23 protein-coding genes are annotated in these 24,412 nt (G+C 48.4%); 5 read left to right on the top strand and 18 right to left on the bottom strand.

What is annotated here, in order from left to right; translation table 11 throughout:
• Nucleotides 1-2 precede the first annotated feature (2 nt).
• The 3 genes from CMM32_09790 to CMM32_09780 form a co-directional block, all read right to left on the bottom strand.
• Nucleotides 3-1,535 (bottom strand): F0F1 ATP synthase subunit alpha, encoded by a 1,533-nt coding sequence (locus tag CMM32_09790; protein MBT07184.1) that lies wholly within the window; start codon nucleotides 1,533-1,535, stop codon nucleotides 3-5.
• Entirely contained in the window at nucleotides 1,535-2,074 is a 540-nt protein-coding gene (locus CMM32_09785; protein MBT07183.1) for a F0F1 ATP synthase subunit delta, read from the bottom strand. The genes CMM32_09790 and CMM32_09785 overlap by 1 nt, the downstream gene beginning before the upstream one ends.
• A gap of 188 nt (nucleotides 2,075-2,262) precedes the next feature.
• Nucleotides 2,263-4,452, bottom strand: coding sequence for a primosomal protein N' (locus tag CMM32_09780; protein MBT07182.1), 2,190 nt, complete (start codon nucleotides 4,450-4,452; stop codon nucleotides 2,263-2,265).
• A gap of 67 nt (nucleotides 4,453-4,519) precedes the next feature.
• Here CMM32_09780 and fsa point away from each other — a divergent pair, with 67 nt between their 5' ends.
• Nucleotides 4,520-5,179, top strand: coding sequence for a fructose-6-phosphate aldolase (gene fsa, locus CMM32_09775; protein ID MBT07181.1), 660 nt, complete (start codon nucleotides 4,520-4,522; stop codon nucleotides 5,177-5,179).
• A 136-nt stretch (nucleotides 5,180-5,315) separates the two neighbouring features.
• On the opposite strand, the gene CMM32_09770 is transcribed toward fsa, so the two are convergent.
• From CMM32_09770 to CMM32_09745, 6 genes are all read right to left on the bottom strand, one after another.
• The gene (locus CMM32_09770; protein ID MBT07180.1) at nucleotides 5,316-5,726 is read right to left on the bottom strand and encodes a hypothetical protein; all 411 of its coding nucleotides are present in this window, start codon (nucleotides 5,724-5,726) and stop codon (nucleotides 5,316-5,318) included.
• A 229-nt stretch (nucleotides 5,727-5,955) separates the two neighbouring features.
• Nucleotides 5,956-6,843: a protein-(glutamine-N5) methyltransferase, release factor-specific gene (prmC, locus tag CMM32_09765; protein ID MBT07179.1), complete on the bottom strand. Its 888-nt coding sequence runs from the start codon at nucleotides 6,841-6,843 to the stop codon at nucleotides 5,956-5,958.
• Nucleotides 6,827-7,912 carry a peptide chain release factor 1 gene (locus CMM32_09760; protein MBT07178.1) on the bottom strand — a complete coding sequence of 362 codons (1,086 nt, stop codon included), beginning with the start codon at nucleotides 7,910-7,912 and terminating at the stop codon, nucleotides 6,827-6,829. The genes prmC and CMM32_09760 overlap by 17 nt, the downstream gene beginning before the upstream one ends.
• A 113-nt stretch (nucleotides 7,913-8,025) precedes the next feature.
• Nucleotides 8,026-9,120 (bottom strand): 4-hydroxy-3-methylbut-2-en-1-yl diphosphate synthase, encoded by a 1,095-nt coding sequence (locus tag CMM32_09755; protein MBT07177.1) that lies wholly within the window; start codon nucleotides 9,118-9,120, stop codon nucleotides 8,026-8,028.
• Nucleotides 9,121-9,193: 73 nt separating this feature from the next.
• Entirely contained in the window at nucleotides 9,194-10,279 is a 1,086-nt protein-coding gene (locus CMM32_09750) for a hypothetical protein (GenBank protein ID MBT07176.1), read from the bottom strand.
• A 151-nt stretch (nucleotides 10,280-10,430) separates the two neighbouring features.
• On the bottom strand, nucleotides 10,431-11,663 hold the full coding sequence (locus CMM32_09745; protein ID MBT07175.1) for an aspartate kinase: 1,233 nt from the start codon (nucleotides 11,661-11,663) through the stop codon (nucleotides 10,431-10,433).
• Nucleotides 11,664-11,778: 115 nt separating this feature from the next.
• Between CMM32_09745 and CMM32_09740 the strand changes: the two genes are divergently transcribed.
• Complete coding sequence (locus tag CMM32_09740) at nucleotides 11,779-12,543, top strand: bifunctional 3-demethylubiquinol 3-O-methyltransferase/2-polyprenyl-6-hydroxyphenol methylase (protein MBT07174.1); 765 nt, start codon at nucleotides 11,779-11,781, stop codon at nucleotides 12,541-12,543.
• Between the two features lies 1 nt (nucleotide 12,544).
• Here the strand turns inward: CMM32_09740 and CMM32_09735 are convergent, their stop codons facing one another.
• Together CMM32_09735 and CMM32_09730 are read right to left on the bottom strand one after the other, a co-directional pair.
• A complete protein-coding gene (locus CMM32_09735) occupies nucleotides 12,545-13,699 on the bottom strand; it encodes an aminotransferase (protein MBT07173.1) in 1,155 nt (384 codons plus the stop codon).
• A gap of 68 nt (nucleotides 13,700-13,767) precedes the next feature.
• Nucleotides 13,768-14,205, bottom strand: a complete 438-nt coding sequence (locus CMM32_09730; protein ID MBT07172.1) for a hypothetical protein — start codon at nucleotides 14,203-14,205, stop codon at nucleotides 13,768-13,770.
• Between the two features lie 178 nt (nucleotides 14,206-14,383).
• Between CMM32_09730 and CMM32_09725 the strand changes: the two genes are divergently transcribed.
• Entirely contained in the window at nucleotides 14,384-14,926 is a 543-nt protein-coding gene (locus CMM32_09725; GenBank protein ID MBT07171.1) for an SAM-dependent methyltransferase, read from the top strand.
• 27 nt (nucleotides 14,927-14,953) lie between these two features.
• On the opposite strand, the gene CMM32_09720 is transcribed toward CMM32_09725, so the two are convergent.
• Together CMM32_09720 and grxC are read right to left on the bottom strand one after the other, a co-directional pair.
• Nucleotides 14,954-15,772 carry an amidohydrolase gene (locus CMM32_09720; GenBank protein MBT07170.1) on the bottom strand — a complete coding sequence of 273 codons (819 nt, stop codon included), beginning with the start codon at nucleotides 15,770-15,772 and terminating at the stop codon, nucleotides 14,954-14,956.
• Entirely contained in the window at nucleotides 15,773-16,033 is a 261-nt protein-coding gene (gene grxC, locus CMM32_09715; GenBank protein MBT07169.1) for a glutaredoxin 3, read from the bottom strand.
• Between the two features lie 221 nt (nucleotides 16,034-16,254).
• On the opposite strand from grxC, the gene CMM32_09710 reads away from it, so the two are divergent.
• Nucleotides 16,255-17,124 carry an SAM-dependent methyltransferase gene (locus CMM32_09710; protein MBT07168.1) on the top strand — a complete coding sequence of 290 codons (870 nt, stop codon included), beginning with the start codon at nucleotides 16,255-16,257 and terminating at the stop codon, nucleotides 17,122-17,124.
• Between the two features lie 26 nt (nucleotides 17,125-17,150).
• Here the strand turns inward: CMM32_09710 and CMM32_09705 are convergent, their stop codons facing one another.
• A complete protein-coding gene (locus CMM32_09705; GenBank protein MBT07167.1) occupies nucleotides 17,151-17,561 on the bottom strand; it encodes an 8-oxo-dGTP diphosphatase MutT in 411 nt (136 codons plus the stop codon).
• Nucleotides 17,562-17,613: 52 nt separating this feature from the next.
• Entirely contained in the window at nucleotides 17,614-18,843 is a 1,230-nt protein-coding gene (locus CMM32_09700) for a bifunctional ornithine acetyltransferase/N-acetylglutamate synthase (protein MBT07166.1), read from the bottom strand.
• A gap of 165 nt (nucleotides 18,844-19,008) precedes the next feature.
• Between CMM32_09700 and CMM32_09695 the strand changes: the two genes are divergently transcribed.
• Nucleotides 19,009-21,693 carry a preprotein translocase subunit SecA gene (locus CMM32_09695; protein MBT07165.1) on the top strand — a complete coding sequence of 895 codons (2,685 nt, stop codon included), beginning with the start codon at nucleotides 19,009-19,011 and terminating at the stop codon, nucleotides 21,691-21,693.
• Nucleotides 21,694-21,957: 264 nt separating this feature from the next.
• On the opposite strand, the gene CMM32_09690 is transcribed toward CMM32_09695, so the two are convergent.
• Genes CMM32_09690 through CMM32_09680 form a run of 3 tightly spaced genes read right to left on the bottom strand, consistent with a single transcriptional unit; the run spans nucleotide 21,958 to nucleotide 24,386 of the window.
• Entirely contained in the window at nucleotides 21,958-23,055 is a 1,098-nt protein-coding gene (locus tag CMM32_09690) for a redox-regulated ATPase YchF (GenBank protein MBT07164.1), read from the bottom strand.
• Nucleotides 23,056-23,078: 23 nt separating this feature from the next.
• Nucleotides 23,079-23,675: an aminoacyl-tRNA hydrolase gene (locus CMM32_09685; GenBank protein ID MBT07163.1), complete on the bottom strand. Its 597-nt coding sequence runs from the start codon at nucleotides 23,673-23,675 to the stop codon at nucleotides 23,079-23,081.
• Between the two features lie 12 nt (nucleotides 23,676-23,687).
• A complete protein-coding gene (locus tag CMM32_09680) occupies nucleotides 23,688-24,386 on the bottom strand; it encodes a 50S ribosomal protein L25/general stress protein Ctc (GenBank protein ID MBT07162.1) in 699 nt (232 codons plus the stop codon).
• Nucleotides 24,387-24,412: the final 26 nt, after the last annotated feature.

Here is a 24,412-nt window from a genome sequence, read left to right as displayed (position 1 = left end):
AGCTATTTACTGAAACTCTCAGAAGCAGCTTCAATAGCTACTTTGAGCTTTTCTTCTGTGTCCTCGGATATCTCCCCCTCCTTGCGGATGGCATCCAACAGCTCTCTGCCGTTTGCCCTAATATCCTTAAGGAGATGCTCCTCAAACTGTCCTATCTGTCCAGCATCCAAGGCGTCCAGATATCCCCTGACCCCTGCAAAAATGACCACTATCTGCTCCTCCACTGATAAAGGAGAATATTGCCCCTGTTTAAGCAACTGCGTTAATCGCTCACCACGAGCAAGCAGCTGCTGCGTAGATGCGTCCAGGTCTGAGGCAAATTGGGAAAAAGCCGCCATCTCGCGGTATTGTGCTAGTTCAAGCTTTATCGACCCTGCCACTTGCTTCATCGCTTTCACTTGGGCTGCTGAGCCAACACGGCTCACCGATAGACCAACATTTATGGCAGGCCGAATGCCCTGGTAAAACAGCTCCGTTTCCAAAAAAATCTGGCCATCCGTTATTGATATCACATTAGTGGGAATATAGGCAGATACATCTCCTGCCTGTGTCTCAATGATAGGAAGGGCGGTTAGCGAACCTCCCCCCTCAGCGTCACTCATCTTTGCCGCGCGCTCCAGTAAACGAGAGTGCAGATAAAACACATCACCCGGATAGGCCTCTCGACCCGGCGGCCTTCTCAATAGCAGAGACATTTGCCGATAGGCCACAGCTTGTTTTGACAAATCATCATATACAATCAGTGCGTGCATTCCATTATCACGGAAATACTCCCCCATGGCACACCCACCATATGGTGCGAGAAACTGAAGAGGCGCAGGTTCAGAGGCCGACGCAGAAACAACCACCGTGTACTCCAGAGCACCATTTTCCTCTAATGTCTTCACAATCTGAGCAACCGTCGACCTTTTTTGGCCTACTGCTACGTATATACAATAAAGCTTTTTACCTTCATCATCCGACTGATTAACAGCTTTTTGGTTAATTATGGTATCGATAGCCAGAGCAGTTTTTCCAGTTTGTCGATCGCCAATGATTAGCTCTCGCTGGCCACGGCCAACAGGAACCAAACTATCTATCGCCTTAAGACCAGTCTGCATGGGTTCGCTAACCGACTGTCGGGGTATAATCCCGGGCGCCTTAACTTCTATCCTGCGCCGCTCAACATCCGTTATAGGGCCCTTACCATCAATTGGTTCCCCCAGTGCATTGACAACCCTGCCAAGCATATTTTTGCCTACTGGCACGTCGACAATAGCCCCGGTCCGCTTAACCGTATCGCCCTCCTTGATATTTCGGTCATCTCCGAAAATCACGACGCCAACGTTATCAGCTTCTAAGTTCAAGGCCATACCTCGAATAGCGCCAGGAAACTCAACCATTTCCCCCATCTGAACGTTGTCTAACCCATAAACCCGGGCGATACCATCTCCTACTGACAGCACCTGACCAACCTCTGCCACCTCAGCGCCCGTCTCGAAGGATTCAATTTCTTGCTTTAAGATCTCTGAAATCTCAGCGGCACGGATGTCCATTATCCGACCCCTTTCATTGTAAGCTGCATATGTTGAAGTTTATTTCGAAGTGAACCATCTACCATCAGAGAACCAACCTTTACGATTAGCCCTCCCAATAAGCTTGCGTCTATCTGGAACTTAATGGCAATCTCTTTGCCAATTGCCCCTTTCAAAATCTGTGCTAGTGCTGTTTGCTGCTCTGAGGTCAGTTCCACCGGGCTAATCACCTCAGCAGGCATCTCACCCCTCTCCCGTGACCGCAGGGTAACATATTTCTCTATAATCAAACGGAGTGCCACCAAACGGCGATTTGACGCCAAAAGACCAACAAAATTCTTGGTGAGAGGGTCCAACTCTAACTTCTCAGCCAGCACATTCATAACCCTGGCTTGATCGGCCCTACCCAAAATCGGACTACTCACCAGACGTCGCAAATCAGAGCTCTCATCATAAGTCGCACTCAGTTTTAAGAGGTCGGCTGCCGTCTCATCCAACAACCCCTTAGCCTTAGCCAAATCAAATAAAGCACCGGCATACCTCGTAGCGAGGCCTGACATGCCAACAGACGTACTAGCCACTCACAATCCCCAGATGTTCAATAAATCGACCAACTATCTGTAAAAACAATGTATTTCAGCATGCTTGGCCCTGTTCGCCAGGCTCGCGTCCAATCGTCGCGTTAGGTAACACAGTAGGGAAGTTCTTGCAATATCACTCGTCATATTAGGAGTTTAATTTAGCTCGGTTACGTAAAGCTGTAGGGATCCACATCAACCTTGACTGATACCTCCTTTGACCAGTCTAACCTATCCAACCATGACCGCAAAAGAGCCTGCAATCCGTACTTGCGGGGGGTTCGAACTAAAATTCGGAACCGGTATTTACCTCTAAGAAGCGCAATTGGCGCGGGAGCCGGCCCAAAAATCTCAAACCCACTCACAACAGGAGCTTTTCTGACCAACAACCGCGCAACCTCAAAAGCATACTGTTGGCTTGCCGAGGCAACTATCATACCTACCAAGCGATTAAAGGGCGGCATACCAGCCTGCCTCCTGGCCTCCAATTCCTCCCTAACAAATTTATCTCTATCTCCCTGGATTAGGGCTGCCATTATCGGATGTTCGGGTACATAGGTCTGCAATATTGCTCGACCCGACTTATTCTCTCTCCCTGCTCTACCAGAGACCTGTGATAGTAATTGCATACTTCTCTCACCAGCGCGCAGGTTCCCGCCAGATAAGCCAAGATCGGCATCAATCACACCGACGAGGGTTAGGGATGGGAAATGAAATCCCTTGGTCACCATCTGTGTCCCGATCAAGATATCTATATTGCCGGCCAGCATATCCTGGACTAAAACTTTTGCTTCACCCCCGCTCTTTATCGTATCACTCGTCATAAGGCGGACTCGTGCCTCTGGAACAAACTTGTTTACCTCTTCAGCCAAACGCTCGACCCCAGGCCCACAAGCAACCATGCTGTCGAGTGCGGCACATCGCGGACAGCATTTTGGCCTAATTTCCTGGTGCCCGCAGTGATGACACGTCAAGAGGGAGCTCTCTCTATGCTCAACCAGCCAAGCACTGCAAGACTTGCACTCAATTCGAAAACCGCAAGCGCCGCACAAAGTCAGAGGAGCGTATCCACGACGATTTAGAAAAAGCAACGTCTGAGAACCTTCCTGCATCGTTTGTCTCAAAACTTGATCTAATCTAGGCGAAATCCATCTACCCGCTACCGGCGGGTTCACACGCATATCGATCGCTTCAATGTCTGGAAGACTGGAAAGACCAAAGCGGCGGGGAAGGGATAATTTTTCGTAGCGTCCGACCTCAACATTATGATGTGTCTCGAGAGAAGGCGTCGCCGACACTAGTATAACAGGGCACGAAGCAAACCTCCCTCGCATTATGGCAACGTCTCTTGCATTATATACGACGCCATCTTCCTGTTTGTAAGAAGGATCATGCTCCTCATCCACAATTATCAAACCGAGCTTTTGGAATGGTAAAAACAAAGCTGACCGCGTTCCCACGAACACTCCGGGACTAGATGAATTTGCCTGCCGCCAGGTCTCACGACGCGTCGTCAGGCCAATCTCCGAATGCCAGGCCCAAGGCCGCACACCAAAACGCCCCTGAAAGCGCCTAATCCAATCCTCTGTCAGAGCGATCTCAGGAATTAAGACTAGAGCTTGCCCCTCCCTTCGTATGGCCGCCGCTATTGCCTCAAAATAAACCTCTGTTTTTCCAGCGCCAGTCACCCCATCAAGCAACTTAACTCCAGATTTACGATCGGTTACTGCTCGACACAAAACCTCGGCAGAACGTTCCTGATCAGGTGATAACTGGGACACTTGGTAGTCTGGGTTTGGCGGCTCAGATTCGGGCTGCAACTGAATATCGGAAACCACAAGGTGTCCCTCATTCTCTAGCTGCTTGACAACGCCCGGGCTAACATTGGCACTTCGCACAATATCTCCCAGCACACACGGCCCGCATTTGCTTAAGACCTCAAAAACCCTAGCCCTCTGCGGGGTTATTCTTTGGGGACGGCTTCCGCTATCCCGGTAACCCTTCAAAGGCTTTCGTTCCTGCAGCGCTGAAGGCGTACTAAGTACCATCCGAAGCACAAGCCCAGGGGGAGCCAGGTAATAGTTTGCTACCCAGTCAACGAGGCGGCTTAGCTCCAGACTAAGCCCAGTCATTTGTCTTTTACCCAATAACGGTTTAATTTTTATGGAGGGCCGCAAGCGAGAGCCTGGCCCCCACACCACCCCCAATACCCGACGCTTTCCCAGTGGAACATCTACGATATCTCCTGGAAGCACATTTATCCCTGGAGGAACTGCATAATCATAGAGCCTTGAAGGAGGCACAGACAACAATACAGACACAGTTCTATTGTTTTCTTCTTCCACAAGGCTAGCAGTCATTTCAACCATACGTTATTCTGTTAACTATAAGATAGTATTTCCAATCGCCCAAGTAACGGAATTATTAATGGAATTCTTCATCGATACCGCCGACGTAAATGAAATAGCAGAGCTAGTGGAAACGGGCCTTGTAGATGGCGTCACCACTAACCCATCGTTGATCGCTAAAACTGGACATTCCTATCAAGCCACACTGGGCGCGATCTGTGATTTAGTGAAAGGCCCTGTGAGCGCTGAGGTAACGGCACTAGAGCCGGAGGACATGCTTCAAGAGGGGCGCCATCTTTCTAAAATTTCTGACAACATTGTTGTGAAGGTCCCCCTAACCTGGAATGGCCTTCGAGCCTGTAAAATGCTCCGCGACGAAGCCATCCACGTAAATGTCACACTTTGCTTCTCGGCTTCCCAAGCACTGCTGGCAGCAAAGGTCGGGGCAACCTATATTTCGCCATTCGTTGGCAGATTGGACGATATCGGGCAAAATGGAATGGAATTAATAAGAGCTATCTCAGAAATATACGAACAGCACAAACACTCTCTTCAAACCAAAATCCTTGTCGCCTCTGTGCGAAGCCCGCTTCATGTTGTTGAGGCAGCCCGATTAGGAGCACAGGTGATAACAGTTCCTGCAAAAGTCCTCAAACAAATGGCTGAGCACCCACTAACCGACAAGGGCTTGGATGCCTTCTTGAAAGATTGGGCTATAACAGGCCAATCAATTCTTTGATCAGTCGATCACCCACCCACAGCCCCACGCGATTATCTACTGCCAAAACAAGGTCGGAAGAAATCTCCACTGAATGCCCCTAGACGGACCGAAAACTTCCCTATCCACATCAAACACGCTGGCTTAATCCCAAAACTTAGGCTGAAGCCGCCTCACCCTCACCAACTTCATCACCACTAGAAGCGGATCCATCAGACGGACCACTACTAGCTGGCTCTTGCTTTCCAGATGCGGCCGAGACTTTATCATCACGCTCGCGAACAGCCTTGCCACGTCCCTCATTTGAGTTTTCTACGTTCTGAGGGGCCTGCGCCGCCATAACACGATAATAGTGTTCTGCATGCTGCAGATAGCTTTCCGACGCCACCCTATCCCCAGAAGATAGGGCGTCATGAGATAATGACTGGTACTTCTCGTATAGCTGCGAAGCCTTACCTCTAATTTTTACATCTGGGCCATTGCTCTCTATTGAATGGCCCGACCCATGAGATCCGCGCCGACCATTAGAACGGCCTCGATGCCGCTTAGAATTGTGATTTTGTTTCATCACCTACTACAACATTTTCTGCATTGTCATTTCCAGGACGCACTACCTCCACAACACAAACCTCTTAGAGGTTGTGCCCGCAGATCTGGCAAATCCTGTTGGGAAAAACGGGTGACACCGGAATTAACCAGGTCGCCAGTCACCAAACCAGTTTTGTCTACGTTAGCTTTTACCGGTCCTGTTTCCAAGCCTTTTTTTTATCGCACTTCCTGACCCAAATAGGGAAATATTACAGAGCAAATACTAAACACCTCACAACCCCGGATAAATCCTTCTTTTCACTATATTGTTGGAGGCCAGATTCAGAAAAAATATGTTTCACCGAGGAAACTTGTCCTAGGCCAATCTCCAGGCAAACCTTTCCATCCGTGGTTAAAAGATCTGGCAATCGGTGGGCTAATAACCTGTAGCAGTCTAGCCCGTCCCTGCCACCACTTAAAGCAACAGCTGGTTCATAATGAGCCACCTCAGGCATAAGCGCCGAGACCTCCCCCGCTTCCACGTACGGCGGATTGCACAAAACTAGATCAAAACGAAAATTCAAGCAGGAGCCCCAATCAGATCTGATAAAAAGAGCGCGATCGGAAAGGCTAAATTTGGCTGCATTACGTTCTGCATATTCCAATGCCTTTGAACTAATATCAACGCCCACGCCCCACAAAGCGGGACACTCAGACAAGAGTGACAGGAGAAGACAGCCACTACCCGTGCCTAGATCCAGAACACTGGTACTAACATTGCAAGGCGGCAGGATCTCTAGAGCCGCTTCAATTAAGCACTCACTATCCGGGCGGGGAATGAGACAGCCCTTCCCAACTAAGTACTCTAGGCTCCAAAATTCCTGCTTCCCACTAATATATGCAAAAGGTTCGTGGGCTAGCCGTCTCCGCAGAACCTTGATAATCCTTTCCTGATCATTCCTACAGATAGGCGCCTCGGCACGAAGCCACACCTGTTCGAGGGACCATTCCAATGCAACTGAAATGAGCAAACGGGCCTCTGCCTCCGGATTATTTATTCCTGCCGATCGAATCACGGGACTAATAGTCGCCAGCGCGTCACCAACAATTAGCGGCAAATCGCCCGGCGCTAGAGAGGCATTAACGATTCTCTTCACCCATCTCCACTAGCCGCTGAGCAGTGTCCTCAGCTGCCAGGGCATCAATAAAGTTGTTCAGCAATTCTCCAGCAAGCATCTTTTCAATATCGAATTCACTAATATTTACCCGATGATCGGTTACCCGCCCTTGGGGAAAATTATAGGTTCTGACCCTCTCTGACCTATCCCCAGTACCGACCTGAGACCGCCTTGCAGCAGCACGTTTCTCGGCCTGATCAAGGCGCTCCTTTTCGTAAAGCCGTGCACGAAGAATTCGCATACCTTTTGCTTTGTTTTTATGTTGTGATTTTTCATCTTGTTGTGACACTACAATCCCCGTGGGAAGATGAGTTATTCGAACGGCACTGTCTGTAGTATTCACAGACTGGCCACCTGGACCGCTTGCCCGGAACACGTCAATCCGTAAATCCTTGTCCTCAACTGCTACATCAACTTCCTCGGCTTCCGGAAGAATGGCAATGGTGGCCGCTGAAGTATGAATTCTCCCAGAGGCCTCCGTCTTAGGCACTCTTTGAACCCGGTGCACTCCCGACTCAAACTTAAGGCGTGCAAAAACACCCTTACCTGTTATTGATGCCGATGCCTCTTTAACTCCCCCCAAACCCGTATCCGAAATATGCAAAATTTCAAATTTCCAACCATTTATTTCTGAATATCTCTGATACATCCTGAACAAGTCTGACGCAAACAAGGCCGCCTCCTCGCCGCCCGTGCCCGCCCTCACCTCTACTATCACGTTTTTTTCATCATCTCGATCACGGGGAAGCAACAAAATCTGAATTTGTTTTTCTAAGTCCCTCTGTCTCTGCGCCAACTCCTCATGCTCTGTCTGAGCTAAAACCACCAGTTCACCATCTGTGTCTGGATCAGAAATTAAATTGACCAAATCCTGTATCTCCAAAATAAGGGCACGGAACTCACCAGCGGCCTCAATAGCTGGAGCTAACTCAGCATATTCTTTAGAAAGCCGAGCACGCTCATCAGCCTGGAGTTGACCATCATTTAGACGCTCCCCAATCTCGCCATGGCGCCCGATGATTTTCTCTAGTCTCTCGTCAAAGTTCATCAGCTACACAATTAATGAATATCATCCAAATTCGACAGCTTCCATTAACACTTCCTCAAAGAATTCTCTTCGGTTCAACCCCCGCTTCGCTAACTCATCCCATATGTGGAACATCAAGTCTGCGCCTCGACTTCAGCAGCTTTCCTTTCGACTAGTTCCACTATGTGATCTGCAATGCCTTTATCAGATATTCGGTGATCCGTCACACCGTTTAAGTAAATTTGATGAGTGCCTCGTCCTCCGCCTGTTAAACCTATATCAGTCTCCCTAGCCTCACCAGGACCATTGACCACACAACCGATTATAGACAACGTTATCGGAGTTTTGATATGAGCCAATCGCTCCTCGAGAATTTTAACCGTCTTTATTACCGGAAACTGCTGCCTCGCACATGACGGACAAGCAATAATTCTTACTCCTCTTTCTCTGAGACCTAACGTCTTGAGAATTTCGAATCCCACCCGAATCTCCTGAACAGGATCAGCCGCCAGAGATACCCGAATAGTATCTCCGATGCCATCCTGCAGAAGAGCGCCCAAACCGACTGCACTTTTCACAGCACCCGTCAATAGGCCACCTGCCTCTGTAATTCCAATGTGCAGTGGATGGTTACAAGCATTAGCCAATGCCCTATATGCAGCAATAGTTAAAAGGGCGTCCGAAGCTTTAACACTAATCTTAAAATCAAAAAAATCATGGTCCTCCAAAATTTGGGCATGCCGTAGTGCGCTAGCCACCATGGCCTCCGGGCAAGGCTCACCATACTGCTCCAACAGATCTTTTTCTAACGACCCCGCGTTCACGCCTATGCGCATGCTACAACCATGATCCTTGGCTGCACTAACCACCTCGGCCACTCGGCCAGGGCTTCCAATATTACCTGGATTAATTCTTAGACAACTAGCCCCAGCCTTCGCCGCCTCCAATGCTCTTTTGTAGTGGAAATGAATATCAGCCACCAATGGGACCTTTACAGCCGCAACAATTGCGGAAAGTGCCTCCGTCGCTTCCTCATCCGGGCAGGAAACCCTGACGATGTCTGCACCAGCGTCCTCAAGCGCTCGGACTTGACCAATCGTAGCCGCGACATCTGCCGTAATAGTATTGGTCATTGACTGAACTGATATGGGGGCCCCGCCCCCTACAAATATGTCTCCAACTTTAATCTGTCGACTATCGCGCCTTGGTATACGTTGAAACGAATTCAAACCACTCCCTCCTTCCCATATTATTATAGAAAAGTGAACCTAAAGGCCTTTGATAGAACTACCCTGCTGAAGTTCACTCTAAATCACTAGACCCAAACTCTAAAAAACCCTCCGGATCCAATAAAACACCTCTCCTAACGGCCCCGAGCGGGCCTAATGGCGGCGCCTCTATATCATCGACAATTATTTTAAGACCACCTGCGTTCCCTGTAATTAATGTTAGGCCTGAACGATTCGGCACCCGATAACTATCGCCTGTATACAAAATTCTAGTAATTAAGAGTTTTCCATCTGGACCTTCCACTTGAACCCAACTGTCTTGAACCGCCAAAAGGGTAACCCGAGACATGGAATTCTCTGCACCATAAATGCGTGTCTGTTGTCCAGCCTGACTCTCCACAGGTGGGGCTGGTGGAGTTGGAACAATATTCGGCCGCACTTCATCTCCCTCAGGATCATCACTAACCGAAGGTGCTTCAAATTCCGCAGGCACGCTGATAATGGAATCGGAAAGCTCGGCTTCCTCGGCAGAACTCATGGGTGCCTTAGCCTCTACATTGTCGCTCGGCTCGAGTTCAAACTCGGTATCTGCAACGGCTATGGTCTCCACCTCCCCAACGGGCTCGTCGGCCCCTCGCCCATCGGTAACCTCGGCAACAATGTCCCTATCTTTTGCTATCGGACGCCGCTCCGCACTTTCCCAAAATCTCTCGGGGACTTCAGCTATCTCATCAAACTCTACCTTTCCAGACTCCTGGATAAAATACCAAACACAGAGCAGGGCCACTACTATGGCCGGGGATCCCCACACCCACGACACCCTGGGGACATTAGTCTCTCGAACGGGCACTGGGAAATCGAGATCTGGTTTATCCTCATAACTAGATTCTCTCTTAAATTTTTCTACAGCAACAACGGGGCTAACCCCGAGGAACGCGGCATAACTGCGGAGAAAACCAAGCACGTAGGCCGGCCCTGGAAGATCCGCGAAAGCCCCTTCCTCCAAAGCTGTCAAATATCGCGGACTAATTTTCAAGGCCCTTCCCACCTCTGGCAGACTATGGCCTTGCTCCTCGCGTAAAATTCTAAGCTCCGCACCTACCCCACTATACGGTTCGGCTCTTCCCACCCTCAACTCTTTCTTAGCCGCACTTTTCATAAATCGCCCGTCGCCAAGCTAACAAGTGCCCAGACATAGATGCCGTTCTACAATATCGCACCACCACAAAGAGTGCTGGCACTAACCCTACCGCAATTCCCCCAAAAGTCCCAACAATTACTCCAGCCATAATTGAGTGATGTTCATCCCATTACCCACCGGACGACCGACTATCTAGACCATATGCCGTGTGTAACGATCGAAGGGCGAGCTCTGTATATTCCTTAGCAATAAGCACACTCACCTTTATTTCCGAGGTAGAAATAACCTGTATATTAATGCCTTTTTCTGCCAATGTTTCAAACATCGTAGCAGCAACACCAGCGTGCGTTCTCATGCCCACACCAACCACGGAAATCTTTGCTACATTATCGTCCGACATTAGTTCTGCATAGTTAAGGGAGGACCTCACACCTTCTATCACCATTATAGCGCTCCCCAAGTCATTCTTACTCACAGTGAATGTCAAGTCAGCTGAAGTCCCATCCCCTGAAGCATTTTGAACAATCATATCAACATTGATATTTGATTGCGACAAAGGACCGAAAATTCCAGCAGCTATTCCAGGTTGATCTGGAATATTTGTTAAGGTAATTTTTGCATCGTCACGACTGAATGCTATGCCACTTACAATTTGTTGTTCCACTCCTGACTCCTCATCCACTAACAAAGTTCCTGGCAAATCGTGGAAAGTGGACAACACCTGAACCACCACCCTATGGCGCATGGCCAACTCCGCCGCACGGCTCTGCAATACCTTTGCCCCCAACGATGACAGCTCGAGCATCTCCTCATAGGTGATCTTGTCAAGCTTACGGGCTCTCGCCACGATCCGAGGGTCGCTAGTATAGACCCCATCAACATCGGTATAAATATTGCATAAATCTGCCCTTATAGACGCAGCCAGAGCTACAGCGGACGCATCAGATCCACCCCTGCCCAAAGTTGCTATTCTATTTTCCTCATCGACACCTTGGAAACCCGGAACTACTGCGACTACCCCTTGAGCCAAACTGCCGGATATTGCCTCTGTCTCAATTTTTTCAATATGCGCCCGTGCATGCTGGAGATCAGTTCTAATCGGCAATTGCCACCCCAACCATGATCGCGCCTGGATATTAAGCCTTTGAATGGCCATTGCCATTAAGCCTGCAGTTATTTGCTCCCCAGCTGAAACCACAGCATCATATTCGCAAGGATCTGGATTGCTACTTATTTCCTCTGCCCACGCAGCCAGTTGGTTTGTAGTGCCCGACATCGCGGAAACCACTACAGCTACTTCGTGCCCATCTGCCACGGCTTGCGCAACGTGCTTAGCTGCGTCATTTATTTTATCAATATTGGCAAGCGAGGTGCCACCAAACTTTTGGACGATCCGAGCCATTTAAAATTGATTCCCAACGAGCCACTGCCAACTGAATGTGTTATTATCAAACTGTTACAGTAAATTACTTCGCCCCGAGCGGCGAAGCAACCTAGGATACAGCGTGAGCTAATTGATGCCGCCAACAGATACCAATCTTCGTCGAACAGTAGACGGCGAAGAAATAAGCCGATTTGACGCAATGGCCGACGGGTGGTGGGACCCTGATGGGCCCTCAGCTTTGCTATTTAAGCTTAATCCCATCCGGCTCTCATTTATTCTCGATAACCTAGCGTCAGTGATGAGCACTCCAACAGGGGAGGGCGACGCTCTTGCTGGCATCCAACTGCTGGATGTCGGCTGTGGTGGAGGGATATTATCCGAGCCCATGGCAAGGCTCGGAGCTAAAGTAACGGGAATTGACGCGTCGAAAGCCAACATCAGTGTTGCACGAGATCACGCACAACAAATGAACCTAAAAATTAACTACCGATGCCAAACTTTGGAAGAACTACACAGCACAGGGCAAAAATTTGAAGTTGTTGTCGCGATGGAAGTTCTGGAACACGTTGCGGATAAGGCAATTTTTTTGGAAACATTATCACTGGTACTAAAGCCTGGCGGATCCTTGTTCCTTTCTACTTTCAATAAGACATTAAAATCCTACGCCGCCGCAATTCTCGGCGCCGAGTATGTGCTCAGGCTGTTGCCTCGCGGGACCCATCAGTGGGAGAAATTTACTCCTCCATCCAAAATAATCCAAGGCTTATTGACCCATGGATTAGAACCAATGCGAATTAGAGGAATCGGATACGCCCCGCTATCCAGAACTTGGACTCTCACTAAAGATCTAAGCGTGAGTTACATCCTTCATGCCTCAAAACCATTAGACCAATCCTGATTTATCTACCATCGTACTGAAGCAACGCTTGGGACAATCGAGATACGTCACTTTCATCGTTATAAAGGTGTGTCGATATTCGGAGCCATAGAGAACCACCATGAAAAAAAATAGGAACTTCGATCTTATGCACCCTCAAAAGCCAGTCGTGTAACGTATCCGGGCCCGCCGCTTCCAGCACTGAGTTGTCTGGTAGCCGCACAGCTGCCATGGCCCCAGTCATATCGCTAATAGCCCCCCTCTCGGTACGCCAATCAGAAGCCAACTGTTCCCCAGCCCAGTCGGCCAAGTTACACATATAATCTCTGCCGACTTTTCCCCCAACTTGCGACCAGAAATCAAGAGCGTCCCCGATCGAGAGCCATGCTGACGGATCACGAGTTCCAGTCCATGCAAATTCGCTCCAAAACCCTTTCCCATAACTTGTAGAGATTGTGGCGGGATGGATTCCCTGAGAACTGTCATCTTTAGCCACAAGAAATGCTGCACCTTTTGGAGCGAGTAGCCACTTGTGGCAGTTCCCTACATACCAATCCGCACCTATTTCCGATACCTCCAGATCGAGCATCCCAGGAGCATGGGCCCCGTCCACAATAACTGAACAATCCGCCCTCTGGCAGGCCTGAACTAACGCCTTTAATGGCATGACAACTGATTGTTTTGAGGTCACATGATCAAGTACTACAAGACGCACACCCCCTGTTAGGTGCGGCTCAAAAGCATCGATTATTTCAGTCTCTGACCTGACGGGCCAGGGCAACGCCACCCTTTTGACTTGGGCACCAACCCGTCCGCATAAGTACCTAAATATATTGGCAACACCTTCGTGGGTTTGGTCAGTTAAAAGAACCTCATCATTTGGAGAGCGAATGATTGAGTGGGCTACACTACTAATGGCCTCCGTGGTGTTGCATGTAAAAACCAGCTCACCTGGGGGTGCCCCCACGAAATTGCTCAGCCGCTCAGCGAGCTTTTTCAACTCTGGATCCAGGACTTGATTGAGAAACATAACAGGTTGAGCCTCAATCTCCCTTCGCCACTTCTCCTGCGCCCGAAAAACCCTTCTCGGAACAGCCCCAAATGCACCATGGTTGAGAAATGTTAACTCTTCATTTAAGAACCAATCTGAAAGAATTCCCCTACCAAACGAAGTCATTTAACTTTCCCAGTTCAAGTGAGAAACAACATATGACTAGGATAAAATTTAACCCTCACGAAACTTTCTCAGCTATCAGTCGGAGGGAGCCAGGGTATAGAAGCAACTGGAACCCCCTCATCTTTCAACTCTTTTGCTTCCTCATTGGTTGCCTCCCCATATATACTCCGCTTTCCAGTCTCTCCATAATGTATCTTCCGGGCTTCCTCAGCAAACTTAGAGCCAACATAATCACTGGTGCGCTCGACCTCTTTTTGCAGGGCACGACAAGCATCGAGAATGCGGCCCATCGCCTCAGTCTCTTTAGCCGCTCTTTCAGAGTTGGGGGTCTCTTTAGCTTTTCCGGTTGCTATGTTGGGCGCCATAGGGGCTTTTTCTATTTTTCGATCACCACAAACTGGGCAATCGACTTTCCCACCATCGCGCTGTTTCTCAAAGGCTTCACTATCCGCGAACCATGCTTCAAAAACATGGTCATTGGCGCAACGTAAATCAAAAACTATCATAAAAGGGCCTTATCCATCCCAAATATGGGAACTTTTTGTCTCAGAGTCTTACATGTCACCATATTATGCATGAATGCAAGCCCCATGCTATCCTCCGCCGGCCGGACAAAGGATGGTTTCAGAGGCTCCTTCAGGCTAGCAGGAGACATTTACTAAGCAAAATTATAGGAAATCCGGAATGGTAAACCAGAATTTCACCGCACCCATTGGGCCTTCCTCTTGGTTGCAGCGGCATAGCTCAATAATACCACACTCTGGCCCAATCCTTGATATTGCAGCCGGGTCAGGTCGCCACACCCAATATCTTTTGGATAAAGGCCATACAGTCGTATCTATCGACAAAGATGTATCTCGTTTGGACCAGCTCAAGAGTTCGCGCCTATCCATTGCCCAGGTGGACCTTGAATCACCCAACCCTTGGCCTTTCAAAGGCGACGTATTCACCGCAATTGTAGTAACAAATTATCTCCACAGACCCTTATTCCCACAAATCATCGAATCCTTGGCAGTTGGAGGCTTGCTGGTTTATGAAACATTCGCTATAGGCAATGAAAAATTTGGAAAACCGACTAACCCCGATTATTTACTGAAAGCTAATGAACTAATTCAACTCACGCTGGGGCATTTACATATATTGGCGTACGAAGATCTAACCATAGACCAACCAAAACCTGCTCAAATACAAAGAATTTGCGCATCTAGACCCGTCTTACACAAATAATAGTCAGGCAATGTTACGCCGATACCTCTACATAGTTATCTTATAATCACGATCATGTTGCAGACTGGGCAATGACACCCTGGCTGTATTGACCAGCCCTAACTCGAGGGTAGCCATAATGAAACAAGGTTCCTCATCAGCCTCCTGCAAGATAGTCCCATTGGGGTCCACAACCAATGAGTGACCATAGGTCCAGCGCTTCCCGTAGTGCCGTCCGCACTGCGCCGAAGCCACAATAAAACAGCCAGTTTCTATTGCACGAGCCCGTAATAGAATATGCCAGTGAGCCCGGCCTGTTGTGCGGGTAAAGGCGGATGGAACACCTATAATGCTCGCCCCCGCCTTAGCTAGGCTACGATACAAATGGGGAAACCGCAGGTCATAACAAATAGTCAGCCCAAAAAGGCCCCACGGGGTCTCTGCAACACGACCCTCCTTACCGGCCACGTAATTGTCTGATTCGCGATATCGCTCCCCATTAGGCAAATCTACGTCAAACATATGGATTTTATCGTATCGTGAAACTATGTTCCCACAAGAATCTAGTAGGTAAGACCTATTGGCCAAACCGCCATTTTCAAGCTTAACGGCCAACGAACCAACGGAAATCCAAACATCCAATTTGGCTGCAAGTGACCTAAAAGCCAATAATGCCACATGGTGTTCCTCTCGGGTCGCGGCCTCACGCATAACTGCACCGGGGCCCAGAAGACCCACGTTTTCGGGCAAAAAAACAAATTTAGCGCCCCTTAAACAGGCTTCACCCAGAAACTTGGAAGCCATCTCCACGTTATCCTGCAAAGATGGCCCACTAGTCACTTGGATGCAGGCGGCCCGCACCTCCATTCAAACTAAACCCAAAATAACGTCCAAACGCCCCTCCTCCTCCAAGGCGTAAAGATCGTCCGAGCCCCCAATGTGGATATCATCCACAAAAATTTGTGGCACACTGGTTCTACCCCCAGACTTTTCAATCATATCTGCCCTAGCCCCCGCGTCCATTAGAATATCAACTTCTTGATAGGCAACATCTTTCTCGGCAAACAACCGCTTGGCTAACAGACAAAACGGGCAGAGCCCCGTTGTATAAATTACAACTTTTTTCATGGCACAAAACTTCTCGAGTCAAAGTCAGATTAAGCTAGCCTTACGCCGCCCGTGCTTCAAGGCACAAAGTACTTTGTGGGTCTTTTTGGTACTAAAAGCGTTAGAAGTTAGCGACAAAGCATAAGAATATTACTTCGGACAACAACATAGTTTGGTTTTCCGTGGCACATCAATTACTTTTGTAACGCCGTTCTATCTGGCCCACAAGACACAAGAAGCCAATGACAAATAAAAAAGAAATCTTCGATCGTTATGCGGTTAAAAAGAACCGCTCTAGGATGACCGCATACAAGGGTGGCCATGATTTTTTGTTCGAAGACGTTCGCCATCGATTGATCGAAAAGCTAGAAATGATCAGGCGTTCATTTCCGCGGGTCCTGGAGCTCGGGTGCCGAAGCGGGCAAACAAAGAGTATGCTCGACCAAAGCCACGGACGTGAATTCTTCATCAACTGTGATATTTCAGCTGCAATGGCTGGACGGGCAGACCCTCCACAGTTAGTAGCCCATGAAGAACGCCTGCCACTTGCCGATAGCTGTATCGACCTTGTTCTAAGCCCTCTCTACCTGCACTGGGCAAACGACCTTCCCCGAGCTCTCGCCGAAATACTTCGCTGTCTCCGTTCCGATGGGTTATTTCTTGGCGCTCTACTTGGAGGCGATACTCTCAGCGAGCTCCGTCAAAGTTTAACAAACGCAGTAAACCCCTCAACCTCAGAATTATTCCCAAGGGTGGCCCCGTTTGTTCAAATACGCGACCTGGGTGACCTAATGCAACGGATTGGCTTCACCATAGTCGTAGTAGATGTCGACTATATTACAGTGGACTATCCTGATCTGTTTAGTCTAATGAAAGATCTAAGGAAAATGGGAGAGGGCAATGCTCTTAATGAACGGTGCAAGCATTTCACGCCTCGGGGGCTGTTTACAAAAGCTACAAACCTATATCCCAAACATGGTAACGGACCCAAAGGCAAGATAAGCGCAAAATTTGAAGTTTTATACAGTATAGGATGGGCGCCGCATCCACGACAGCAGCAACCCCTCAGGCCTGGAACTGGAGACAGTGGGCTTGAAAAAATTCTAGGATGAAATACGTTTTTGGTTTGCGACGCTAACTATGTGTCACCAAAAGCCAAAACCAACTTTTCTACGAGGGGCCCATCCGCAGGGGGCATCCGGTAGGAAAAGAGTTGCCGAAGTGGCACCCAGCGAAGGCGATTATGCACCATTGGAACCAAGAGACCCTCCCATTCACTGCATATGAACAAGTGCAAAACTAGATCAAACGTCTCATACGAGTGCTGGACTACGTCAAAAGGGCACAACTTCTGCTCGCCGATTCTTATTCCCAATTCTTCCCGAGTCTCCCGACAAGCAGTTGACCGAATATCCTCACCAACCCGCTGTTTTCCACCCGGGAATTCCCAGACATCAGGCATCGACCCGTCCGAAGGCCTTTGAGCAACCAAAACCCTATGAGAGCGATCAAATAAAGCCACAGCACCCACTGTCACCTGACTTCTCAATTACCTAACTCCGTCCCAAGAAGCTGTCACCAGATGGGGAATTACTGTCAAACTAGCTCCTGTAATCCGCGTTTATTGATACGTACTCGTGGGTCAAATCACAGGTCCATACAGTAGCTCGGCTGCGTCCCACACCCACGTCTACGCCAATATTAATTTCTTGGCCCTGCATATAAGCCGCAACTAAGTCTTCCCGATATTCTTCACGCACTCTACCTTCCTCGGTTATGAGAAACGGGCCTATACTAATACGCAGCCGTTCCTGCAAGATAGGCTCCCCACTCTTTCCCACGGCCATTGCCACCCTACCCCAGTTTGGATCTGATCCCGCTATAGCTGTCTTGACCAACGGGGAGTTAGCTACGGACATCCCTATATTACGAGCAGCGCTGACTGAACTAGCACCAGTAATTGCAATCTGCACAAGCTTTGTTGCCCCCTCTCCATCTCGCACTATTTGCTTGGCAAGATCCAACATTACGTTTTGCAAAGCGACGCGAAATGGCAGCAGGCGTTTATCCCGGATGGTTTTAGGAGTAAAACCCAGTGGCACTGCACCTGTCGCAAAGGCCAAAACCGTATCACTAGTCGAAGTATCGCCGTCTACAGTTATACAGTTAAAACTCCTGTCATTTGCACTCCTAAGCATCCGTCTCAAAATTGGGCTCGGCAGCCGGGCATCAGTGAACACATACGCAAGCATGGTTGCCATATTAGGCGCAATCATCCCAGAACCTTTAGCAATCCCAATTACTTTAACTTCCCTCCCATTAAGCCTCGCGACACAGGATGCCCCTTTTGGGAAAGTATCAGTGGTCATTATTGCTTCGGCCACATCGCACCACGCATTACCACGTAGTTGTTTGTACAAATTTGGAAGAAAGGCCGCAATCCTTGCCACATTCAGTTTTTCACCAATAACCCCGGTTGAAGAAACCAGTATCTGTTCCGGGGAACACTTCACAAGCCGCCCGGCAACATCGGCTGTTTGCCTAACTGCCTCCTCTCCAGCGTTACCGGTAAAGGCATTAGCATTCCCAGAATTCACTACTAGAGCCCGAGCCGAACCCGCTCGCACAACTCGCTTATCCCACTTTATAGGAGCCGACGCAGTTTTTGACTTGGTGAATACTCCCGCAATCGAAACCGGCCGCTCAAAGACAACCAACATTAAATCCTTTCGACCCTCATACTTCACTCGAGCCGCTCCAGCCGCCATCCGTACACCCTTAATCCTCGGAAGAACTGGGAAAGAGTCTCGCTCCCTGGACCCCTTAGCCATTGCAAATATCTCCGATAGTTCCTAGCTAATACCTTTAGTTATTTCTTGCATATACGGACCCCCACTACAAGACAACGACCTTAGTTCCGTTGACAGAGGGCCTTGAGGCGCCTATTTCAGGTTTACAAATACTCCTTCTGGCAACATTTAATGAGAAGGCTATAAATGATCTCGTCTTTGGCGCAACGCCTATTTGGATCGGCAAATGATCGCATAATTAAGACTCACCGCCGGACTGTCGATGAAATTAACTCCCTAGAGACCCAACTCACACCTTTAAGTGATAGTGAGCTCCAGGCTCGCACTCAACTGTTCCGAGAGAGGATTAGTAAGGGCGAAGACCTGGACTCCCTCTTGGTAGAAGCCTTTGCAACAGTACGTGAAGCCTCAAAGCGGACCCTTGGGCAGAGACATTATGATGTCCAACTTATTGGTGGAATAGTCATGCACCACGGCACTATCGCAGAAATGAAAACGGGCGAAGGAAAAACTCTGGTTGCCACGCTACCTGTTTACCTTAACGCTCTCTCTGGAAAAGGAGTTCACGTGGTAACGGTCAATGACTATCTGGCCAAGAGAGATGCTGAGTGGATGGGACAAATATACCAATTTCTAGGACTCAGCATAGGCTGCATTTCCCATGACCTTAGCGACGAAGATCGTCGCAAGGCCTACTCCTGCGACGTCACATATGGAACAAACAATGAATTAGGCTTCGACTATTTACGGGACAATATGAAATTCTCTTTAGACACTATGGTCCAGCGCCCATTCAATTTTGCCATTATAGATGAAGTCGACAGCATCTTAATTGACGAAGCAAGAACTCCTCTAATTATTTCCGGACCCACTGAAGATAATTCCGCTCTTTATAAACAAGTGGATACAATCATCCCCGAGCTCGGGGCAAATGATTTTGAAAAAGATGAAAAGGCTAAATCAGTAACACTTACAGAAGAGGGCACAGAGAAAGTAGAGAGCATCCTTAGGAAACTAAAACTACTACAAAGCGAACATTTATATGACATTGAGAATGTGAGCATCGTGCATCATGTTAATCAGGGGCTCCGGGCCCACAAGCTATTTACCAGAGACACGGACTATATCGTAAAAGATAAGCGCGTGATCATTATAGATGAATTTACCGGAAGGATGATGGAAGGCCGCCGTTACGGAGACGGATTACACCAAGCCCTAGAAGCCAAGGAAAATGCGGAAATCCAAAATGAAAACCAGACACTAGCCTCGATCACATTCCAAAATTATTTTCGTATGTACCCCAAACTAGCTGGCATGACAGGAACAGCTGCGACCGAGTCAGCAGAATTTGGCGAGATATATAGTTTAGATGTCTCAGAAATACCAACTCACCTACCCATGATTAGAGCGGATAACGACGACGAAATATACCGCACTATGGAAGAAAAATGGGAAGCAGTGTTGAAGAAAATTAAGGAATGTCACTCCAGGAAACAACCCGTACTAGTTGGCACAACCAGCATCGAAAAGTCTGAGTTGCTGTCCAAACGCCTAAAAAAAGAAAAAATTAAGCATAACGTTTTGAACGCTCGCTACCATGAACAAGAAGCTCTGATTATAGCCCAGGCCGGATCAAGCACAGCTGTTACCATCGCGACTAACATGGCCGGCAGAGGCACAGATATTCAACTAGGCGGGAACTCGGATGCCCCAGCAGAAGTCACCAAAACGCCCCCTGAAAAATTTACGACAAAGGAAGGGCCCGGTGTAAAGGGGAGAGAAGATGTCGTGGAATCTGGCGGGCTTTATGTAATTGGCACTGAGCGACACGAAAGTCGACGAATAGATAATCAATTAAGGGGAAGATCTGGTCGGCAAGGAGATCCGGGAGCATCGACATTCTATTTGTCTTTGGAAGACGACTTGATGAGAATTTTCGGTTCGGAAAGAATGGATGGAATGCTTAGAAAGCTTGGGCTTGAAGATGGGGAAGCCATCGTCCATCCGTGGATAAATAAAGCCCTCGAAAAAGCTCAACAAAAAGTCGAGGCTCGAAACTTTGATATCCGTAAAAATCTACTACGTTTTGATGATGTGATGAATGATCAGAGAAAGGTAGTTTATGAAGAGCGCCGTGAAATCATGGCTAACGACGACGTCACTGATACCATTGCCGACATGAGAAATGAAGTTATTGAGGACTTGGTCCAACAGCATATTCCAGAGAAAGCATATGCTGAGCAGTGGCAAACGACAGAATTAAGTGTCGCCTGCAAGGAACAATTTGGACTTGATCTTCCTATAAAGGCTTGGGCAAAAGAAGAAGGGACCACAGAAATAGAGATCGTTTCCCGCATAAGCGCGGCCGCCGACAGAAAGATGGCAGAAAAAGCCGTCCGCTACGGCCCGCCCCTAATGCGAGCAGCGGAGAAAAGCCTCTTACTTCAAGTTTTGGACCAACAATGGAAGGATCACCTTTTGCAGCTTGATCACCTAAGGCAGGGTATTGGGTTGCGAGCATATGGCCAAAGGGATCCGCTAAACGAGTATAAGTCAGAAGCATTTAGCTTATTTCAAGCATTACTGATTCGTTTTAGAGAAACAGTAACCAAACTTTTATGTAACGTCGAATTCCAAACAGAAACAACTCCGGGAGACCAAGCATCAACTTTGGGTGCGCAATTAGGTCGTCAAGCGCCCACCAATAATATTGCCTCCCAAACGGGTTTAGAAGCAGATCCGCCCACTGCCACATCCAGAAGATCAAAACCCGATCCCGATGACCCTAAGGCTTGGGGAAAGGTTGGACGAAATGAGCTATGCCCCTGTGGCTCAGGAAAAAAATATAAGCGATGCCATGGCAAACTCTAATATTTTGGAACCATTTGAGTAGAATTTAAGTCAACTATACAGACGCTGAGAGGGCTATCGGTCCCCCTTGTAGCCTTATTCCATCTGGATATAATTGGGTGCCAGAGTAGACTGCTGGGTGTGGGATGTAGTCACATTTTTGTGATAAGGGCGACCTAATGGCCTTTCATTCGATAAATCTGTTCCTTTGCTGAAGATCTAATATAAAAGTGCGAAATATATTACCAAACTAGCTGACATAAAAACAAAACTCATACGCACTCATCAAACATTGAATCGGAACAACATGACATCACCATCTTCAACAATATAATCACGCCCCTCTTGTCTGAGCCTGCCCGCCTCACGGGCTTTAGTTTCACCACCCGCTGATTCAAAATCAACATATGAGATAGTGTCTGCTTTAATAAACCCCCTGGCAAAATCTGTATGAATTTTTGCCGCCGCATGGATAGCATCCGATCCCTTCCTTACCGTCCAAGCCCGCGCTTCCTTAGGCCCTACAGTAAAAAAGGTAATTAAATCAAGTAATTTATAACCTGCTCTAACCATCCGGCTAAGGCCCGATTCGGAGAGTCCCATAACTTCAAGAAACTCTGTTTTCTCCTCGGGATCTCCCATTGCGGAAATTTCCGACTCTAACTGCGCCGACACAATTATACACTCCGCCCCACTCTTTTGCGCTAACTCCGAAAGGGCACAGGAGTGCGCATTGCCAAGGCTCGCTGCTGACTCCTCTACATTTGAAACATACATTACGGGTTTTGTGGATAGAAGATTCAAACTCTCGACAAGATCCCGTTCAGAATCGGCCCAATCCAAATCCCCGATCGCTTCCCCCTCCTCCAAACACCTTGAAACCTTATTGACAACTTGCAAAAGAGCCGCGGCCCCCCCATCCCCACCTCTTTTCATTTTCTCTAGTCGCACCTGTTGTTTGCTCAGGCTCTCAAGATCTGCCAGCATAAGCTCTGTTTGCACAATTTGAACATCAGAAACTGGGTCAATCGTTCCCTGGGTATGGCTGACATCTTCATCTTCAAAACACCGGACCACATGTGCTAACGCATCCACTTCCCGGATTTGCGCAAGAAATTGATTCCCTAGCCCCTCCCCACTGCTTGCTCCTCTCACCAACCCTGCAATATCGATAAACTCGAGACTCGTAGGAATACGCCGTTCCGATGACGCTAAGTCAGCTAGGGTATTCAATCTGGGATCCGGCACCGGGACCCGACCTAAATTTGGTTCAATTGTACAAAACGGGTAGTTTGCTGCTTCAGCTTGGGACGATGTTAAAGCATTGAACAGGGTCGATTTTCCCACGTTGGGCAAGCCAACAATACCACAATTAAATCCCATTTATTAGAGCCCACTATCCATATTCATTGGTCGGGTTTAAGTCCCGGAGAAATTGATCGCATAGACGAGACTATGTTGTTACAGAAGGTCTGGGAATCCCGATTCAAAAGAAATGGCATAGTGCCGGCAATCTCCGAAATCAGGTTATCCAACCATGGCAAGTCGTTAGACTTGAAGTTCGAGAGCACATAATTTGAAACATCGGTGTCACGAGGAGGCCGCCCAATTCCGATACGCAACCTTGAATAACCTCTTCCTATATGACTGTCGATACTCTTTAATCCGTTGTGCCCTCCGGCACTGCCACCAGTCTTCACTCTGACACGACCTGGTTCGATATCGAGGTCATCGTGAATCACCCATATGTTTGGCAATGACAACTTAAAAAATTGCACGACCGCAGCCAATGGTTGTCCTGAATTATTCATATAGCCATTTGGCTTAAACAGAATAACATCCTCGGGTTCGATCCTTCCCCGACATACGAGTCCGCCGAATCTCTGCCGGAAAAGAGGAAACTTATTTTTTTCAGCAATAGCGTCAATCGCCATAAAACCAACATTGTGCCTACTTGAGGCATATTTGGCGCCTGGATTTCCCAAACCCGCCAGTAGGAACATCACGTAGCTCTATTATTCTGTGTCGCCGCCCGACGAGGGGCTCTGCGTTTCGCCGTCAGATTCACCCTCTCTAGCTGCTCCTTCAAGAGTTTCGTCCTCTTCGCCATCCTCTGCTGTCTGGACAGTCTCTTCCTCCAACATGACTGTCGGGGCAGCAACTGTAGCAATAGTAAAATCACGATCCCCTATGCTCGGCCTCACCCCATCCGGCAAACCTATAGCGCTAATTTTTACGGAATCCCCGATCTCTAATTCCCCAATATCGGCCTCTATCACCTCGGGAATACTATCAGCCCGGCAAACGAGCTCCACTGTCCTTCTTACGATATTCAAAACACCCCCGCGTTTTACCCCAGGCGAAAGGTCTTCGTTAAGAAATTCAACAGGCACATCAACGTTGACTTCACTATCACCCGTTAATCGGAGAAAATCCACGTGGAGAACAGCACTAGTTACAGGATGCAATTGCACTTCCCGGGCCAGTACTCTGAGATTCTTGCCATCTACGTCTAGACTGTAAAGCCGACTAAAAAAGCCACCCCTTTCATGCTCCCGAGTAATAAGCGATGTCTCCAACGAAATTGCCAAACTATCCGAATCGCCACCATAAACCACCCCCGGCACACGTCCGTCCCGACGCAACGCGCGAGCAACTCCCTTTCCGACCCCCATACGTCGTTCGGCTTGTATTTCAGCGATATCCGCCATCATTTGACTCCTTGTCCAAAAAAATTGCC

This window comes from Rhodospirillaceae bacterium (genome assembly GCA_002728255.1).
Lineage (GTDB): Bacteria > Pseudomonadota > Alphaproteobacteria > UBA7887 > UBA7887.
Note: the sequence above shows the minus strand (reverse complement) of the source record. Positions and strands in the feature narration are given on the sequence as shown.

Excerpts from the sequence above, each read along its gene's own strand:
- CMM32_09790 (MBT07184.1), bottom strand. The coding sequence starts at position 1,535 with ATGGACATCCGTGCCGCTGAGATTTCAGAGATCTTAAAGCAAGAAATT.
- CMM32_09785 (MBT07183.1), bottom strand. The coding sequence starts at position 2,074 with ATGTCAGGCCTCGCTACGAGGTATGCCGGTGCTTTATTTGATTTGGCT.
- CMM32_09780 (MBT07182.1), bottom strand. The coding sequence starts at position 4,452 with ATGACTGCTAGCCTTGTGGAAGAAGAAAACAATAGAACTGTGTCTGTA.
- fsa (MBT07181.1), top strand. The coding sequence starts at position 4,520 with ATGGAATTCTTCATCGATACCGCCGACGTAAATGAAATAGCAGAGCTA.
- CMM32_09770 (MBT07180.1), bottom strand. The coding sequence starts at position 5,726 with ATGAAACAAAATCACAATTCTAAGCGGCATCGAGGCCGTTCTAATGGT.
- CMM32_09760 (MBT07178.1), bottom strand. The coding sequence starts at position 7,912 with ATGAACTTTGACGAGAGACTAGAGAAAATCATCGGGCGCCATGGCGAG.
- CMM32_09750 (MBT07176.1), bottom strand. The coding sequence starts at position 10,279 with ATGAAAAGTGCGGCTAAGAAAGAGTTGAGGGTGGGAAGAGCCGAACCG.
- CMM32_09745 (MBT07175.1), bottom strand. The coding sequence starts at position 11,663 with ATGGCTCGGATCGTCCAAAAGTTTGGTGGCACCTCGCTTGCCAATATT.
- CMM32_09740 (MBT07174.1), top strand. The coding sequence starts at position 11,779 with ATGCCGCCAACAGATACCAATCTTCGTCGAACAGTAGACGGCGAAGAA.
- CMM32_09735 (MBT07173.1), bottom strand. The coding sequence starts at position 13,699 with ATGACTTCGTTTGGTAGGGGAATTCTTTCAGATTGGTTCTTAAATGAA.
- CMM32_09730 (MBT07172.1), bottom strand. The coding sequence starts at position 14,205 with ATGATAGTTTTTGATTTACGTTGCGCCAATGACCATGTTTTTGAAGCA.
- CMM32_09725 (MBT07171.1), top strand. The coding sequence starts at position 14,384 with ATGGTAAACCAGAATTTCACCGCACCCATTGGGCCTTCCTCTTGGTTG.
- CMM32_09720 (MBT07170.1), bottom strand. The coding sequence starts at position 15,772 with ATGGAGGTGCGGGCCGCCTGCATCCAAGTGACTAGTGGGCCATCTTTG.
- grxC (MBT07169.1), bottom strand. The coding sequence starts at position 16,033 with ATGAAAAAAGTTGTAATTTATACAACGGGGCTCTGCCCGTTTTGTCTG.
- CMM32_09710 (MBT07168.1), top strand. The coding sequence starts at position 16,255 with ATGACAAATAAAAAAGAAATCTTCGATCGTTATGCGGTTAAAAAGAAC.
- CMM32_09700 (MBT07166.1), bottom strand. The coding sequence starts at position 18,843 with ATGGCTAAGGGGTCCAGGGAGCGAGACTCTTTCCCAGTTCTTCCGAGG.
- CMM32_09695 (MBT07165.1), top strand. The coding sequence starts at position 19,009 with ATGATCTCGTCTTTGGCGCAACGCCTATTTGGATCGGCAAATGATCGC.
- CMM32_09690 (MBT07164.1), bottom strand. The coding sequence starts at position 23,055 with ATGGGATTTAATTGTGGTATTGTTGGCTTGCCCAACGTGGGAAAATCG.
- CMM32_09685 (MBT07163.1), bottom strand. The coding sequence starts at position 23,675 with ATGTTCCTACTGGCGGGTTTGGGAAATCCAGGCGCCAAATATGCCTCA.
- CMM32_09680 (MBT07162.1), bottom strand. The coding sequence starts at position 24,386 with ATGATGGCGGATATCGCTGAAATACAAGCCGAACGACGTATGGGGGTC.